Here is a 16,386-nt window from a genome sequence, read left to right as displayed (position 1 = left end):
CATTGATATATAGGAGGAAGAAATTATGGGTGAAGAAAGATATACGGAGAAAGCTTTAGCGGCGATGCAGACGGCGCAGCAGGCGGCGGCCATGCGCTATCAGCAGGAAATCACGTCGGCGCATCTGCTCTATGCGCTCGTGCAGGAGCCGGAGGGACTGCTTGCAACGATCTTCGAGGACTGCGGCACGGATCAGGCGATGCTGCGCGCGCGGCTGGAACAGGAGCTTAGCAAACTGCCAAGCGTCAAGGGGCAGGATCGTCTGACGATGGGCATGGACATGGTGCGCGTCATTGGCAGAGCGCAGGAATATGCAAAGAGCATGAAGGACGACTACATCAGTACGGAACATCTGCTGCTCGGCGTTGCCGCTGACGGCAGCAATGAGGTGCAGGAGATCTGCCGCCAGTTCGGGCTTACGAAGAGCAGCGTCATGAATGCCGTCAAGAAGAACCGCAAGCAGAACGTCACGAGCGGCAATCCTGAGGAGGGCTACAAGTCGCTCGAAAAGTACGGGCGCGATCTCACGGATGCGGCGAAGAAGGGCAAGATCGATCCCGTGATCGGCCGCGATGAGGAGATTCGCCGTACGATTGAGATCCTGACGCGCCGCACGAAGAACAATCCTGTGCTCATTGGCGAGCCGGGCGTCGGCAAGACGGCGATTGTTGAGGGGCTTGCGCGTCGCATCGTGGCGGGTGACGTGCCTGAATCGCTGAAGAACAAGACACTCTACTCGCTCGACATGGGTTCTCTCGTTGCGGGCGCAAAGTTCCGTGGCGAATTCGAGGAGCGCTTGAAGGCCGTCTTGAACGAGATCGCGAAGTCGGACGGTCAGATCCTGCTCTTCATCGACGAGGTGCATACGGTCGTCGGCGCGGGCGCAGCCGAGGGTGCGATGGACGCGGGCAATTTGTTGAAGCCGATGCTCGCGCGCGGCGAACTGCGCTGCATCGGCGCGACGACCTTGAGCGAGTACCGCAAGTACATCGAGAAGGATGCGGCTCTTGAGCGCCGCTTCCAGCCGGTCATGGTCAGCGAGCCGACGGTCGAGGACACGATTTCGATTCTGCGCGGCATCAAGGAGCGCTACGAGGTGCATCACGGCGTGCGCATCCGCGACAACGCGCTCCTGGCGGCGGCGACGCTTTCTGACCGTTACATTTCGGACAGGTTCCTGCCCGACAAGGCGATCGACCTTGTGGACGAGGCAGCGGCAAAGCTGCGTACGGAAATCGAGTCGATGCCGCAGCCGCTGGATGAGGCGCGGCGCAAGATCATGCAGCTTGAGATTGCCGAGCAGGCGCTGAAGAAGGAGACGGACGACGCCTCGAAGGAAAAGCTCGCGCATGTAACCGAGGAGAAGGAGGAACTGCAGAAGAAGGAAAAGGAACTCAAGGACAAGTGGGAGGCGGAGAAGCAGGCGATCCTGCGCGTGCGTGCTGTAAAGAAGGAGATCGACCAGGTCAAGAACGAGATGGAACTTGCCGAGCGCGACTACGACTTGAGCCGCCTGTCCGAGCTTCGCTACGGCAAGCTGCCGACCTTGGAGAAGCAGCTTAAGGAAGAGGAGGATGCCTTGGCGAAGAAGGCAGAGGACGATCATCTGCTCAAGGAGGAGGTCAGCGAGGAGGACATCGCCGAAGTCGTGAGTCGCTGGACGGGCATCCCCGTCTCGAAGATGCTCACGGGCGAGCGCGAAAAACTCTTGCGCCTCGAAGATGTATTGCATGAGCGCGTCGTCGGACAGGACGAGGCTGTGCGCGTCGTCAGCGAGGCAATCTTGCGGGCGCGTGCGGGCATCAAAGATCCGAACCGCCCGATCGGCTCGTTCATTTTCCTCGGCCCGACGGGTGTCGGCAAGACGGAACTGGCGAAAACTTTGGCGGAGGCGCTTTTCGACGATGAGCGCAGCATGATCCGCATCGACATGTCGGAGTACATGGAGAAGCATTCCGTGGCGAGGCTCATCGGAGCGCCTCCGGGCTACGTCGGCTACGAGGAGGGCGGACAGCTCACAGAAGCCGTGCGCCGTCGTCCCTACAGCGTCATCTTGCTCGACGAGATCGAGAAGGCGCATCGCGACGTGTTCAACGTGCTCCTTCAGATTCTGGACGATGGCCGCCTGACGGATGGCAAGGGGCGCGTCGTGAACTTCAAGAACACCGTCATCATCATGACGAGCAACCTTGGATCGCACGAGATTCTTAACAAGGACTTCGAAGAAGCGCAGACGGCAGTCAAGGAGCTTCTGAAAGAGTACTTCCGTCCTGAGTTTTTGAACCGTGTCGATGACATCGTCGTGTTCAAGGGTCTCGCGCGTGAGCAGGTCAAGGCGATCGCCAAGCTCCTGCTGGAGAGCCTTTCTAAGCGTCTCCAGCACCAGGTGGGCATCACGCTCTCGTGGACGGAGGACGCCTTGGAGTTGCTGGCGAACCAGGGATTCGAGCCGAACTTCGGCGCGCGTCCGCTGCGCCGCTTGATTTCGCACAAGGTGGAAACGGCACTGTCGAAGGAGATCATCAAGGGCGAAGCGAAGGAAGGAGATGTCGTCGAGATCGGCGCAGAAGGCGGCGAGTTCACGTTCAAGACGCTTTGAGGAAAAAAGCAAAAAAGATGGGAGGCGGATGCCTCCCATCTTTTTGCTTTTTATGAAGGAAAACGTATCTTAGATAAGAAAAAAATAAAATTTGAAAAAAGTATGGCGGTTAGTCCTATGTGATGTTATAATAGGACAAACAAACTAGTGAGGTGCGAAGAAGGGATGAATTTATCGTGAAGCTGAAAAAGTATCCAGTAAGTCAGTTGCAGGAAGGAATGGTTATTGGCAGAGGTATTTATGAAGAGGATATGACGGTCATTTTGTCGGAGGGGACGGTTCTTGATCGTCAGATGATTTCTTTGCTGGAAAGCCGCGACGTATACTTCGTTCATGTACGTGACGATATTGCGCCTGTGCCTCCTGCGCATCAGGTTGACGATGTGAAAATCGCTCTGGCGGATGTGGCGGCGGCCTTGGGTGGCTCGCGGGCAAAGTCCGAGAACGCTCTCTTGCCTACGCTGAACATCATGCCTGAAACCTCCTCGCTCGACAAGGACGCCTCCTTGGCGGAATTCATGCGAGAGGTGGCGGACACCGTTGCCGTGAAACCTGTGATTCGTCGGAGGGCTGCCCGTTCTGTCGTGCAGACGGGGATTGCCCCGCAGAAGGACTCTCCTCTTGAGTCCGCTTATGTGAGCCAGTACAAGGATCTTTGTCTCAATCTCTCGATGCTTTACGAAACGACGCGCACGAGCGGGCACATCGACAAGGCGGCGGTGGAGATCCTCGCACAGCAGGTTCTGCCGCTTTGCTCAAGCGCCAAGGCGATGACGCACATTTACAATGTGGGGGTGAAGGGCGATTACTCGCTTCATCACAGCGTGCGCGTCGCCATTCTCGCAGGCCTCATGGGGCAATGGCTAAAGATGATGCAGCGTGATCGGCTGCGTCTCGTCATGGCGGCTCTCCTTCTTGATATTGGCTCCACACGCATAGCACCGGGGTTTCTTAAAAAGGTGGGCGGCTATACGAAGGAGGACCGCATGCTCATGCAGAAGCACACGCGCCTCGGTCATGCGCTCGTCATGAACTCGGCATTCGCTTCAGATGCGCAGATTGCGGGAGCGGTGCTGCAGCATCATGAACGAAACGACGGCTCGGGCTATCCGGATGCCGTAAAGAAGGAGCAGATCTGCGACTTTGCACGCATCCTTGCCATTCTCGACAGTTACGATGCGATGACTTCGAGACGCTCCTACGCCAAGAGGCGGTCGCCCTTCGACGTCTTTTCGGCGTTGTCCGATGAATTTGTCGCAAACCATCTCGATGCGGCTTATGGCCTGCCGTTCATCCGCCACGTCTGCAATTCATTGAACGGCAACTGGGTCAAACTCACGAACGGCGAGACGGGAAAGATCGTCTACATCGATGAATCGCGGCTCGATGCATTGCCAATCGTGCAGACGATGGACGGCGCCTTTGTCGACCTCAATACGCTGAGCAGCATACGCATAGAGTCCATGCTCGCGAGCGAAGAGATGACACATTGATAAGTTTCCCGCTCGCGTTGCTATCTTCCCGCGCGTTGCTATCTTCCCGCGCGTTGCTATCTTCCCGCGCGTTGCTATCTGCCGAAAACAGTAGCATTCAAGAAGGAATTATGATATAATCGAATGCGACGATTGTAGGAATTTTTGGGCGGAGAAAGAAAAGCAGTCGGATACCATCGGGCATGGACGTTTCGGTGACGTACCCGGCTGTTTCGCCATGGAAGGGTGCAGGATGATGTTGAAGAAGTGTTCTATTGGCCGCCTGCGGGAAGGCATGATTCTTGGACGGGATGTATACAAGGACGATATGACGGTCCTTTTGGGCGAAGGAACGGTGCTCACGTCCAAGATGCTCGATTCCCTTGCCGATCACGACATCTTTTCCGTGTATATTCAGGCGGAGGACGAGGAGGAAGCGATCTCAGCGCCAAATCCGCCGTCGCTCGGGGAGGATGAGGAACGAGGCGAGATTCCTGCCGAGGCAGATGAGAAGATGCCTGTGAAGGTTGCGCCGAAGAAGGAGCGACTTCAGGATGATTCCTATGTGCGGCAATATGACGAGGTTTTTGCCTTGCTGAAGAAGTTCTATGCTGCCACGAGGACGACCTCACGCATTGATGTGGAGACTGCTCGGTTGTTGACTCGGAAGTTTTTGCCGCTGTGTGAAAGTGCAAAGGCGATCGTGCAGATTTACAATATGGAGACGGAAGAGGATTATCGCCTCCACCATAGCATGCACATTGCCATTCTTGCGGGACTTATGGGGCAATTCCTCAAACTGCGTGCGTCGGAGAGGGACCGTCTCATTATGGCGGCCTTTCTCTTGGACATTGGTACGACGCGCATCGCGGCGGAATTCCTTGAGATCCAGGGCTATTACAGCGATGCGGAGCGCAGGCTCATGCAGAAGCATGTGCGCTTAGGGCAGGAACTTCTTGCCCGGTCTGCGCTCGGGACGGATGAGCAGATTGTCGGCGCTGTACTGCAGCATCATGAGAGAAACGATGGATCGGGCTATCCGTCAAGACTGAAGAAGGAACAGATCTGCGGCTTTGCCCGCATCCTTGCTATCGTGGATATCTTTGACGCGATGGCTTCTAACCGCGTTTATAAGAGAAAGCGATCGCCTTTTGATGTATTTAAAATTCTTGCTGATGACATCTTGAAAGGTCGCCTGGATACGGAGTATGGCGTTTCGTTCATCCGCCATATCGGACAAGCCTTGAATGGCTGTTGGGTCAGGCTTAGTGATGGAGGTGTGGGCAAGATTGTCTATATCGATGAATCGCGCCTTGACGCATTGCCGGTCATTCAGACAATGGAAGGGGAGTTCCTTGATCTCAACACGAACGGCAATATCAAGATTGTGTCCTTGCTTACGAGTAATGAAGTACAGGAGGCATAAGATTTATTGTTGTTGCTTTGAAGATTTGCCGAGGAATTTTTGCATGAGAATAAATTCTTCCGCAATTTGCAGCGATCTGCAAGGGAGTGCAAGTGGATGTTGAAGAAGTATCCTGTTGACCAGTTGAAAACAGGTATGGTCATTGGGCGAACGGTATATGCTGAGGATATGTCCGTCCTCTTGGGCGAAGGGACGGTGCTCGATGAGCAGCGAATCGAATATCTCGAGCAGCGGGGGATAGTCTTCGTCCGCATTTTGCTGCCCGATGCAGATGAGTCTGCCGAAGTTGCCGAGTCGCCACAGGTGAAGAAAGAGCTGGACGCTGCCTCAAAGGTGTCGAGCGAGCAGACGCAAGCGGCGATGGCGGTGCTTGCGTCTGCAGAAGAAGCAAAGAAAAAGGCTTTGGCAGCGGTCGAGGAGCGGGCAGCTCAGAGGGCGGCAAAGGCGAAGAAGGAAGTGCAGGCTGAAGTCCCAGAAGAGGCGTATCACGAGAAGATGGCTCCTGTGCCTGAGGAAGAAGATCATCGGCCTACATCCAAGTCAGGTGTCGTGCTGCGCGAGACTTCAGTGCTTGAAGCAGCGTATCTTGAGAAGTATGAAGCGTGCTTCGAGGAGCTACAGGGATTTTTCAGCTCAGTACGTTCCAACGGCCGCATCAACACGGCGGAGGCGGAGGCGATCTCGCGCAATTTTGCGCCGCTTTCTTCGAGTGCGAAGGCGGTCACGCATATTTACAATATGGAGACGATCGGCGAATACCAGCTGCATCATACGATGCGCGTCGCGGTTCTCGCCGGACTCATGGCGCAATGGCTCAAGATGTCGGCGCAGGAAAGGCAGCGACTGATCTTGGCGGCGTTTCTCATGGATATTGGCTATACCTCGTTCGCACCGAATTTTCTCAGGAAGATCGCACTTTATACGCCGGAAGAGCGCCGTCTTATGCAGAAGCATGCTCGCTTAGGTTATGACATTGTTTCTCGTTCCTCGTTGCAACTTGATAAGCAGGTCGTAGAGGCCGTATTGCAGCATCATGAACGAAATGACGGTTCGGGCTATCCGCAGAGAATGAAGAAGGATGGAATTTGCAAGTTTGCACGTATTCTCGCCATCTTAGACACCTACGACGCGATGGCATCGCGCCGCTATTATGCGAAACGACGTTCTCCGTTCGAGGTCTTTTCTGTTATTTCAGACGAGTGTATTGCGGGACGTCTGGATGCGGAGTACGGCATCGTCTTCATCCGCAACTTTTCCAGCACCCTTAACGGCAATTGGGTCAAGCTTTCCAATGGTGAGGTGGCGAAGATCGTCTATATCGACGGCTCGCGCATGAACGCCCTGCCGGTCGTGCAGACGTCTGAGGGACAGTTCATCGACCTCAATACGATGCCAAACATCAAGGTCGAATATCTTCTGTCCAGTTCCGAGGCGGAAAAAAAGGCGAAATCTGCAGAGAAAACAGCAGCAGGCGGCATGTAAAGATGATAATACGGCTCTATGGGGAGCGTTCCCGAACGGAAGGATAGTTCCGTTCGGGAGTTTTTTTGTAGAAACATGGTGTACTAAGGGAATATATACTTGAAAATAATTATCTATTTTGCTATGATGGGAAAAATGTTTGGCAAAAGAAGGAAGGAGAGTTTTGTTTGGAGAAGAAGCGGAGGTTTAAGATCACCGACATCCTGCTCTTGCTCGCAAGCGGTGCGTTTCTTGTCGGTATGCGCACGTTCCTTGCGCCTTGCGCTCAGCAGGCAGACGGCAAGTGGATGGTGTGCCACTGGGCGGGTGAGGCGCTCACGGGTGTTGCCGCTGTGCTCTTCGTCATCTCTTTGCTGCACGCTTTGATTCCGCGCGCCCAAATCAAGATGGGGCTGGCTCTGGCGATGATTCCTGCAGCGGCGTTGGCTTTCCTCCTGCCGGGAACAATGATCGATCTCTGCATGATGGAGACGATGCGCTGCCATACGGTGATGCAGCCTGCGGCCAGGGCGATTTCCGTCGTGTTGATCTTGCTCGCCTGCTTGGATGTTTACTGCTATCGGAAGGGGGATGACCGATGAGCTTCGCACGCTTTCTTGCCGTGCGGAACTGCCGCAGGAATCCTTCGCGCACCGCCGCGCTGGGGCTGGTGGCGGCGCTGCTCGCTTTGGCGCTCTTCGGCGGTTCGCTCGTCGTCTTGAGTTTGCAGAACGGCCTGAATCGCTTTCAGGAGCGTCTGGGCGCAGACATTCTCGTTCTGCCCAAGGCGGCGCAGGCGGACGGCGGCCTGGAAGGCGTGCTCGTGCAGGGAAAGCCGCTTCAGTTCTACATGGAAGCCTCGCGCCTTGCAGAAATCGCGTCCTTGCCCGGCGTCGAACGCGCCGCACCGCAGTTCTTCCTGACGTCGGCAAATGCCGGCTGCTGCTCTGTAGCGGTGCAGCTGATCGGCTTCGATCCGGCGACGGACTTCACGATCCGGCCGTGGCTTTTGGAGAGCTATGCGGGAGACGTCGGCTATGGTGACATCCTCTGCGGCAGCGGCATCTCCGTGCCCGCAGACAGGCGGCTGAAGTTTTACAATGTGCCGTGCCGCGTCGTCGGTCGCCTGAGCCCGACGGGAACGGGCATGGATACGGCGGTCTACGCGAATATAGAGACGATCCGCGCCATGATGAAGAATGCGGCGGATTTGGATTTCGCATCGTTTCAGGGTGTCGATCCCGAGCAGGCGATTTCCGCCGTGCTCGTCAAGACCTCGCCCGACTTCAGCCCTGAGGCCGTGGCGCAGGCGATTTCCGCTGCCTATCCCGATCTCGCGGCGCGGCCCGCACACGGCATGGTTCGGAGCGTGGAGGCGGGACTGGGCGGCGTCACGGGGACGGTCGGCGTCCTGCTCTTCGTGGTCTGGCTTCTGTGCATCGGGCTTCTGGCGCTCGCCTTTCGACTGGTGTTCGCGGAGAGACGCGGGGAGTTCGCCGTGCTCCTCATCAGCGGCGCAAGGAGAGGCGTACTCGCGCGAATCGTCCTCGCCGAAGCCCTCATCGTGTCCTCTCTTGGCGCGGCGGGCGGTGTCCTTGCGGGCGCTTTCGTGCTGCTGCCTTTTACCGCACTCTTGAAGGACAGTTTTGCGCGGCCCTACCTTCTGCCCGACGCTTCGTGCATCGCTCTTTTGGCGGCAGGGGCTTTTTGCGCCGCTGTTCTTTCCGCCGCGCTCGCGGCGCTTTGGACGGTGCGGCGCATGGATGTGACGCTGCGGGAGGATATGTGATGGAACTTCGTGCAGAAAAAATCAGCCGGGATTTCCTGCGGCCGAGTGCGCCGCAGGGCTTCTTCATGGCGGTCGAGGAAACGGACTTCTCGCTGCGTGCGGGTGCCTTGATCGCCATCACGGGACGCTCGGGCAGCGGCAAGAGCACGCTTTTGAAAATGCTGGCAGGCCTCATGGAGCCGGGCACGGGACGCGTGCTCCTGGGTGATACGGACATCTACCGACTGGAAGAGGCGGAGCTTGCCCGGCTGCGCAATCGGCAGATCGGCCTCGCGCCGCAGACGCTCATGGCGCTCTCCAGCTTGACGGTGCAGGAGAACGTGCTGCTGCCGTGCTTGCTCTACGGCGAGGCGCGAGAGGCGAAGCCGCGTGCCGAGCAGCTCATGGAGCGGCTCGGCATCGCGCATCTCAGGTGCGCCGATCCGACGGAGCTTTCGGGCGGCGAGCTGCGCCGCCTGACGCTGGCTCGCGCCTTGGTGCGCGACAGCGCCGTCCTGCTGCTCGACGAGCCGACGGGCGATCTTGACGACGAGAATACGCGCCTCGTCCTCACGCTGCTGCGCGAAGAGGCGGCGCACGGCAAGGCAGTCCTTCTCGTGACGCATGAGCGCGAGGCGGCGGACTACGCTGATCGCCTCTATCGTATGGAGGCGGGCAAGTTAGAATTGTTATCCTGAAATTTCATTTGTGTTGACGATTGAAATCGGGTATAATGGGGGTGTTTTGTTGAGGAAGCGCTGATAAAATGAGGTCGCCCAGATTTGCACAGATGCGCTGTATCTGTCGAGGAGACAAACCACAGGCGTAGCGGTGCTACGTCGAGGATTTGTCGACGACGAGAGGACAGTGCAGATGTGTGAAGATGGGTGGCTGAATTTATCAGTGATTCCTTGACAGCGTGATTTGTAGCAGATGGGAGAAGGGCGCGGCAGTTTTTCGTCCGTGCATGACAGGGGGGCAAGAAGCGTGGCGGAGTTCATTCGTGCCGAACATCTTTCGCATGTATTCCATGCGGGGGAAGAGGATGCTTATCGGGCGCTTTCCGACATCTCCTTGTCCATCGCCGACGGCGAGTTCCTCGCCGTCCTCGGCACGAACGGTTCGGGTAAGTCGACGCTGGCGCGTCACTTCAATGCGCTCCTCCTGCCGACCGAGGGTCGATGTACGGTCGCGGGGCTGGATACGAAGGAGACGCAGGAGCTCTGGCGCATCCGCCAGCTCGTGAGCATGGTGTTCCAGAATCCCGACAATCAGATCATCGCCGCTGTCGTTGAGGACGACGTCGCCTTCGGGCCGGAAAACCTCGGCATAGAGCCGGCGGAAATCCGCGTGCGCGTGAGAGACGCGCTCGCTGCCGTCGGCATGGAGCGCTATCGCACGGCAGCGCCGCACCTCCTCTCGGGCGGGCAGAAGCAGCGCGTGGCGATTGCGGGCGCGTTGGCGATGCGGACGCGCTGCCTCGTGCTCGACGAGCCGACGGCGATGCTCGATCCTTTGGGCAGGCAGGAGGTCTTGCAGACGGTGCAGCGGCTTCATCGCGAGAGGGGCATCACCGTCATTTATATCACACACTTCATGGAGGAGGCGGCGGCCGCCGACCGCGTCATCGTCATGGAGGAGGGGCGCATCGCGGCGGAGGGAACGCCGCGCGAGGTGTTTCAGGACGTCTCGGGCATGAAGGCGCGTGGCCTCGACGTGCCGCTCGCCGTCGAGCTGGCGGCGCTCCTTCGCGCGGACGGCATATCGCTGCCGCAGGATCTCTTGACGGATAGGGAATTGGTGAGTGCGCTTTGTCCATCGTGCTGAAAAATATCGACTACACATACATGCGCGGCACGCCGTTTGAGCGCAAGGCTCTTTCGGACGTCTCGCTGACGATCGAGGCGGGCAGCTTCACGGCGCTCGCCGGGCATACGGGATCGGGAAAATCGACGCTCGTGCAGCATCTCAACGGCCTTCTGCAGCCCGACAGCGGCACGGTTCTCGTCGACGGCACGGACATCGGCAAGAAGGGCGCGGAGGCGAAGAAGGCGAAGCGCAGCGTCGGCATGGTCTTCCAGTACCCCGAGCATCAGCTCTTCGAGGAGACGGTGGAAAAGGATGTCGCGTTCGGCCCCATGCGTCTCGGGCTTTCCGCGCAGGAGGTCGAGGAGCGCGTGAGGGCGGCGCTGGACTTCGTGGGGCTTCCTGTCTCCGAGTTTGGGGCGCGGTCGCCGTTCGCTCTGTCCGGAGGGCAAAGGAGGCGTGCGGCGATTGCGGGCATCTTGGCGCTCAAGCCGCGCTATCTCGTGCTTGATGAGCCGACGGCGGGGCTTGACCCGCGTGCGAGCGCCGCGCTCCTCGCGCGTCTCGCCGAATTGCACGAGCACGACGGCGTGACCATCGTGCTCGTCTCGCACAATATGGACGACATCGCGCGCTATGCCGACCGCCTCATCGTCATGCACGCGGGTGGCGCGACGCTCGAAGGTGCGCCGCGCGAAGTCTTTTTCGCCAAGGAAAGGCTGGCGGAGGCGGGGCTTCGTGCGCCGCATCTCGTCGAGCTTCTGGAAGAGCTGCGCGAGAAGGGACTCGACCTCAATCCCGCCGCCTTCGACACGGCGGATGGCGCAGCGCGCATCAAAGAGGCTCTGAGGAGGCGAAGACTATGCTGAAGGACATCACGCTCGGGCAGTTCTTCCCGGGCGATTCGCTCCTGCACCGCCTCGATCCGCGCACGAAGATCGTCCTCTTGTTCTTCTTCCTCGCGGCGGTCTTCGTCTTTGACTCGCCGCTCGCTTATGCGGCGCTGACGGCGTTCACGGCGGCGCTGATCGCTGTCAGCCGCGTGCCGTTCCTCTTGATGCTCAAGGCGCTGAAGCCGCTCTCGTGGATCATCGCCTTTACGTTCGTCATCCACCTCGTGAGCACGCCGGGCGACGCCTTTTTCCATGTGTGGCTCTTCGACCTCACTTGGCAGGGCACGGCGAAGGGCTTCTTCATCGCGCTCAGGCTGGCGCTTCTGATTCTCTTGTCCGCGCTCCTCACGTATACGACCTCGCCGCTCGCCCTGACCGATGCCTTGGAAACCCTCATGCAGCCCGCGAAGCGCGTCGGTGTACCCGCGCACGAGATCGCCATGATGATGACGATCGCGCTGCGTTTCGTGCCGACCTTGATCGAGGAGGCTGACAAGATCATGAAGGCGCAGCAGGCGCGTGGCGCAGACCTCACGGAGGGAAGCGTCATCGAGCGCGTCAAGGGGTTCGTGCCCGTGCTCGTGCCGCTCTTTATCTCGGCGTTTCGCCGCGCCGACGACCTCGCGCTGGCGATGGAGGCGCGCTGCTATCGCGGCGGCGTCGGACGCACGCAGATGAAGGCGTTGCGCATCAGCTCCATCGACTATGTCGCCTACGCTTTCGGCGCACTCTTTTTCGCGGCGCTCGCCGCCTTGAAGTTCGGCGGGATCGCATGAAGCGCGAGCATAAGGAAAGGATGAAGGCGCGCGCGCGCAACATCTGTTTGACCGTCGCCTACGACGGCACGGCGTACCACGGCTTCCAGCGTCAGAGTCCGCCGATCCGCGCCGTGCAGAACGTCCTGGAGGAAAAGCTTGCGCTCGTCTTCGGCGATGCGATCGAACTGGCGGCGGCAGGACGCACTGATGCGGGTGTTCACGCCATGGGGCAGGTCGTGAACTTCTTTACGGACGGGCGCATCCCGACAGAGCGCATCGTGCGTGCGATGAACAGCGTCCTGCCGCCCGATATCGTCGTCAAGGCGGCGCGGGAAGAAGGGCGTGACTTCTCCGCACGTCACAGCGCGAAGAGCAAGTCGTATATCTATCGCATACAGGAGGGCGGTACGCCGAACCCGTTCAGCGAGCGCTACGCTTGGTACGTTGGCACGCCGCTCGACCTTGCAGCGATGAACGAGGCGGCGGCGCTGCTCCTCGGCACGCACGACTTTTCGGCGTTTCGTGCCGCAGGCGGTGCGCCGATGCTGCCCGTGCGCACGATGTACAGCGCCGAGGGCAGACGCATCGAGGGCGAGAGGATTGAGTTTCGCTTCCATGCGAACGGCTTCCTCTACCACATGGCGCGCAACATCGTCGGCACGCTCGTCGATGTTGGCAGGGGGCGGCGCACGCGGGCGGACTTCGCTGCGATTCTCGCGAGCCGCGAGCGAAAGCGTGCCTCGGCGACTGCGCCTGCACGCGGCTTGTTTTTGGAAAGCGTCGTGTATTGAATACGAAGGATTTATTCCCCAGAAAGGCGCGGATGTGTTATAATGAATCGAGTGCACGATGTCTGCTTTTTGAATATTATACACTTCCCTGCCATAAAAACGGCCGATAGGTTTAGCCTTCGGCTCGATTTTTTAGGATTCATAGCAGACAGCGTGTAACAACAGTCATTATATGGATGGTGAGAAGATGAAAGTCACGGAGAAGGATTTGGCGGATGTCGCTGTCCTGTCGCGCCTCTCGATTGCAGAGGAGGAGAGGGAAAAGTATCTTGGGCAGCTCGACGCCTTTTTGCAGTATGTCGAGAACCTTGACGGTGTCGATACGGCAGAGGTTCAGCCGACGACGTATGCCCTGCCGATGCAGAATGTCTTTCGTGCCGACGAGGTGAAGCCTTCGCTCGCACGAGAGGCGGCGCTTTCCAACGCGCCTTTGGCGGACGACGGCTATTTCAAAGTGCCGAAGATTCTGGAAGGCTGAGGAGGAACCTAGGTGAAACTTTACGACAAGGCGGCGCATGAGCTTCATGATCTGCTGCAAAGGAAAGAAATCTCCTCGACCGAACTGACGAAAGACGTGCTCGCACGTATGGATGAGGTCGAGGGCGAAGTCGGGGCGTATTTGACGCAGACGCGTGAGACGGCGCTCTTGCAGGCGGCAAGCGCTGATGAGAAGATTGCGCGCGGCGAGCGGATCGCCTTTTTGGAGGGCATCCCCGGCGCGATCAAGGATAACATCTGCACGAAAGGCGTCAAGACGACGTGCGCTTCTAAGATTTTGGAGAATTTCGTACCTCCCTACGATGCTACGGTCATGGAAAAGATTGCCTCAGAGCATCCTGTCATCTTAGGAAAACTCAACATGGATGAGTTCGCGATGGGCGGTTCGACAGAGAATTCCGCTTATCAGAAGACGCACAATCCGTGGAATCTCGACTGCGTGCCCGGCGGCAGTTCGGGCGGCAGCGCGGCGGCGGTCGCTTCAGGTACGGCGGTCTGGGCGCTCGGTTCCGATACGGGCGGCTCGATTCGCCAGCCAGCGTCGTTCTGCGGCGTCGTCGGCATGAAGCCAACGTATGGCCGCGTCTCGCGCTATGGTCTCGTCGCCTATGCGTCGTCGCTCGACCAGATCGGCCCCGTGACGCGCGATGTGATGGATTGTGCGCATGTGCTGAATGTCATCGCCGGACACGATGTGATGGATTCGACCTCCAGCACCGCGCCCGTGCCCGATTATACGAAGGCACTGACCGAGGACGTGAAGGGCTTGAAGATCGGTCTGCCGAAGGAATACTTCGTCAAGGGCATGGACGCTGACGTAGAAAAAGCGATTCGCAAGGCGATTGCGGATTTTGAGGTGATGGGCGCTGAGGTCACGGAAATCACTCTGCCGCATACGGATTATGCGATTTCGACCTATTACCTCATTGCGCCGGCGGAAGCCGCGACGAACCTTGAGCGTTACGACGGTGTGAGCTACGGTGCACGCGTCGATGGCGCGGACATCGTTGAGATGATGACGAAGACGCGCAGCGAGAAGTTCGGCGAGGAGGTCAAGCGCCGTATCATGATCGGCAACTACGCGCTTTCGGCGGGCTATTATGATGCGTACTATCTCAAGGCGCTGAAGGTGCGTACGCTCGTGCAGCAGGATTTCACCGACGCCTTCAAAAAGGTCGATGTCATCATGGCACCGACAGCGCCGACGCCGGCCTTCAAGATCGGCGAGATGGTTTCCGACCCGCTGAAGATGTATCTGCAGGATATCTGCACCGTGCCTTTGAACCTCGCAGGTCTGCCAGGCATTTCCGTGCCCTGCGGCTACTCGGCGAAGGGCATGCCCATCGGCCTGCAGATCATCGGCAAGGCTCTGGCGGAGGAAACGATTCTGCGCGCCGCCTACGCTTATGAGCAGGCACATTCCTTCCATAAGGATAGGGCGGAGATCGGGGAGGTGAAGGCATGAATTACGAAGCAGTCATCGGTCTTGAGATTCACAGTGAGCTCAAGACGAATACGAAGATTTTCTGCGGCTGCGCCACGAAGTTCGGCGCCGAGCAGAATACGCATGTCTGCCCCGTTTGCCTGGGGCTGCCCGGCGTCCTGCCCGTGCTTAACAAGCGCGTTGTCGAGTTCGCCATCAAAGCGGGTCTTGCACTCAACTGCACGATCAACAAGTACAGCAAATTCGACCGAAAGAACTACTATTATCCCGATTTGCCGAAGAACTTCCAGACCTCGCAGTACGATCTGCCGATTGCTGAGCATGGTTATGTCGATATTGAGACGGAGAATGGCATGAAGCGCATCCGTATCCTGCGCATCCACATGGAAGAGGATGCGGGCAAGCTTGTCCATTCGGGCGCTACGATTACGGACTCTTTGACATCGAACGTCGATTACAACCGCACGGGCGTGCCTCTCATCGAGATCGTTTCCGAGCCGGACATGTCGACGCCCGAGGAAGCGCGCGCCTACATGGAGAAAATCAAGTCGATCCTCGAATACATCGACGTTTCCAACTGCCGCATGGAAGAGGGAAATCTGCGCGCCGACCTCAATATCTCGCTTCGTCCCGCAGGAGAGAAGACGCTTGGCACGAAGGCGGAGATGAAGAACATCAATTCCTTCAAGGCGGTTGAGGACGCTCTTTCCTACGAGATTGAGCGCCAGGAGGAAATCCTCGAAGACGGCGGTCATATCGTGCAGGAAACGCGCACATGGGATCCTGAGCGCGGCGTCACGAAGTCCATGCGCTCGAAGGAAGAGGCGCATGACTATCGCTACATGCCGGAACCGGATCTCGTACCCATCGTGACCACGGAAGAAGAGATCGAGGCGTATCGCAAGGGTTTGCCCGAGCTGCCCGATGCACGCCGCGAACGCTACATGAAGGAGTTTGGCCTGTCGGCTTACGATGCGGGCATCATCACGGCGTCGCGGGCGATGGCGGAATACTTCGAGGCCTGCCTTGCGGGCGGCGCCGATGCGAAGAGCGCGGCGAACTGGATCATGGGAGACCTCGCGAAGAACCTCAATGCCGAGGGCAAGACGATCGAGGAATCGCCGGTTGAAGCCTCGCGCCTCGCGCAGATGCTTGCGCTCATCGAAAAGGGCACGATCTCGTCGAAGATTGCCAAAAAGGTTTTCGCTGAGATGTGGACGTCGAGCGATGCGCCCGAGAAAATCGTCGAGGACAAGGGCCTCGTGCAGATCACGGATACGAAGGCGATCGAGGCGATCGTCGACGCCGTCATCGCCGCCAATCCAAAGCCTGTCGCCGACTACAAGAGCGGCAACAAAAAGGCGCTCGGCGCTCTCGTCGGCCAGGTTATGAAGCAGTCGAAGGGCAAGGCGAATCCGCAGATGGTCAACCAGCTGCTCGCAGATAAGCTGAGCTGATAAAGTGTTTGAA

At 58.3% G+C, this 16,386-nt stretch carries 14 protein-coding genes; all 14 read left to right on the top strand.

Going from position 1 to position 16,386, the window contains the following annotated elements; genetic code table 11:
* Nucleotides 1-25: 25 nt before the first annotated feature.
* The gene (gene clpB, locus HMPREF1153_RS06040; RefSeq protein WP_009646055.1) at nucleotides 26-2,599 is read left to right on the top strand and encodes an ATP-dependent chaperone ClpB; all 2,574 of its coding nucleotides are present in this window, start codon (nucleotides 26-28) and stop codon (nucleotides 2,597-2,599) included.
* A 176-nt stretch (nucleotides 2,600-2,775) separates the two neighbouring features.
* Nucleotides 2,776-4,092, top strand: a complete 1,317-nt coding sequence (locus HMPREF1153_RS06035) for an HD-GYP domain-containing protein (protein ID WP_009646078.1) — start codon at nucleotides 2,776-2,778, stop codon at nucleotides 4,090-4,092.
* 232 nt (nucleotides 4,093-4,324) lie between these two features.
* Nucleotides 4,325-5,497, top strand: a complete 1,173-nt coding sequence (locus HMPREF1153_RS06030; RefSeq protein WP_009646012.1) for an HD-GYP domain-containing protein — start codon at nucleotides 4,325-4,327, stop codon at nucleotides 5,495-5,497.
* A 96-nt stretch (nucleotides 5,498-5,593) separates the two neighbouring features.
* Nucleotides 5,594-6,979 (top strand): HD-GYP domain-containing protein, encoded by a 1,386-nt coding sequence (locus HMPREF1153_RS06025; RefSeq protein ID WP_009646061.1) that lies wholly within the window; start codon nucleotides 5,594-5,596, stop codon nucleotides 6,977-6,979.
* Nucleotides 6,980-7,146: 167 nt separating this feature from the next.
* Nucleotides 7,147-7,560 carry a DUF4418 family protein gene (locus HMPREF1153_RS06020; protein ID WP_009646104.1) on the top strand — a complete coding sequence of 138 codons (414 nt, stop codon included), beginning with the start codon at nucleotides 7,147-7,149 and terminating at the stop codon, nucleotides 7,558-7,560.
* A complete protein-coding gene (locus tag HMPREF1153_RS06015; protein ID WP_009646044.1) occupies nucleotides 7,557-8,747 on the top strand; it encodes an ABC transporter permease in 1,191 nt (396 codons plus the stop codon). The genes HMPREF1153_RS06020 and HMPREF1153_RS06015 overlap by 4 nt, the downstream gene beginning before the upstream one ends.
* Complete coding sequence (locus tag HMPREF1153_RS06010) at nucleotides 8,747-9,424, top strand: ABC transporter ATP-binding protein (protein WP_009646035.1); 678 nt, start codon at nucleotides 8,747-8,749, stop codon at nucleotides 9,422-9,424. Before HMPREF1153_RS06015 ends, HMPREF1153_RS06010 begins: the two co-directional genes overlap by 1 nt.
* Nucleotides 9,425-9,659: 235 nt before the next feature.
* On the top strand, nucleotides 9,660-10,553 hold the full coding sequence (locus HMPREF1153_RS06005) for an energy-coupling factor transporter ATPase (RefSeq protein WP_009646094.1): 894 nt from the start codon (nucleotides 9,660-9,662) through the stop codon (nucleotides 10,551-10,553).
* Nucleotides 10,538-11,401 (top strand): energy-coupling factor transporter ATPase, encoded by an 864-nt coding sequence (locus HMPREF1153_RS06000; RefSeq protein ID WP_009646042.1) that lies wholly within the window; start codon nucleotides 10,538-10,540, stop codon nucleotides 11,399-11,401. Before HMPREF1153_RS06005 ends, HMPREF1153_RS06000 begins: the two co-directional genes overlap by 16 nt.
* Nucleotides 11,395-12,201 (top strand): energy-coupling factor transporter transmembrane component T family protein, encoded by an 807-nt coding sequence (locus HMPREF1153_RS05995; RefSeq protein WP_009646041.1) that lies wholly within the window; start codon nucleotides 11,395-11,397, stop codon nucleotides 12,199-12,201. Before HMPREF1153_RS06000 ends, HMPREF1153_RS05995 begins: the two co-directional genes overlap by 7 nt.
* Nucleotides 12,198-12,974, top strand: coding sequence for a tRNA pseudouridine(38-40) synthase TruA (gene truA, locus HMPREF1153_RS05990; protein ID WP_009646048.1), 777 nt, complete (start codon nucleotides 12,198-12,200; stop codon nucleotides 12,972-12,974). Before HMPREF1153_RS05995 ends, truA begins: the two co-directional genes overlap by 4 nt.
* 187 nt (nucleotides 12,975-13,161) lie before the next feature.
* Nucleotides 13,162-13,452 (top strand): Asp-tRNA(Asn)/Glu-tRNA(Gln) amidotransferase subunit GatC, encoded by a 291-nt coding sequence (gene gatC, locus HMPREF1153_RS05985; protein WP_009646053.1) that lies wholly within the window; start codon nucleotides 13,162-13,164, stop codon nucleotides 13,450-13,452.
* A 12-nt stretch (nucleotides 13,453-13,464) separates the two neighbouring features.
* Nucleotides 13,465-14,937 (top strand): Asp-tRNA(Asn)/Glu-tRNA(Gln) amidotransferase subunit GatA, encoded by a 1,473-nt coding sequence (gatA, locus tag HMPREF1153_RS05980; protein ID WP_009646040.1) that lies wholly within the window; start codon nucleotides 13,465-13,467, stop codon nucleotides 14,935-14,937.
* Nucleotides 14,934-16,373 (top strand): Asp-tRNA(Asn)/Glu-tRNA(Gln) amidotransferase subunit GatB, encoded by a 1,440-nt coding sequence (gatB, locus tag HMPREF1153_RS05975; protein ID WP_009646100.1) that lies wholly within the window; start codon nucleotides 14,934-14,936, stop codon nucleotides 16,371-16,373. Before gatA ends, gatB begins: the two co-directional genes overlap by 4 nt.
* Nucleotides 16,374-16,386 lie beyond the last annotated feature (13 nt).

Origin of the sequence: Selenomonas sp. CM52 (assembly GCF_000292955.1) — a bacterium.
Classification (GTDB): Bacteria; Bacillota; Negativicutes; order Selenomonadales; family Selenomonadaceae; genus Selenomonas.
This window is presented reverse-complemented; position numbering and strand designations above follow the sequence as displayed.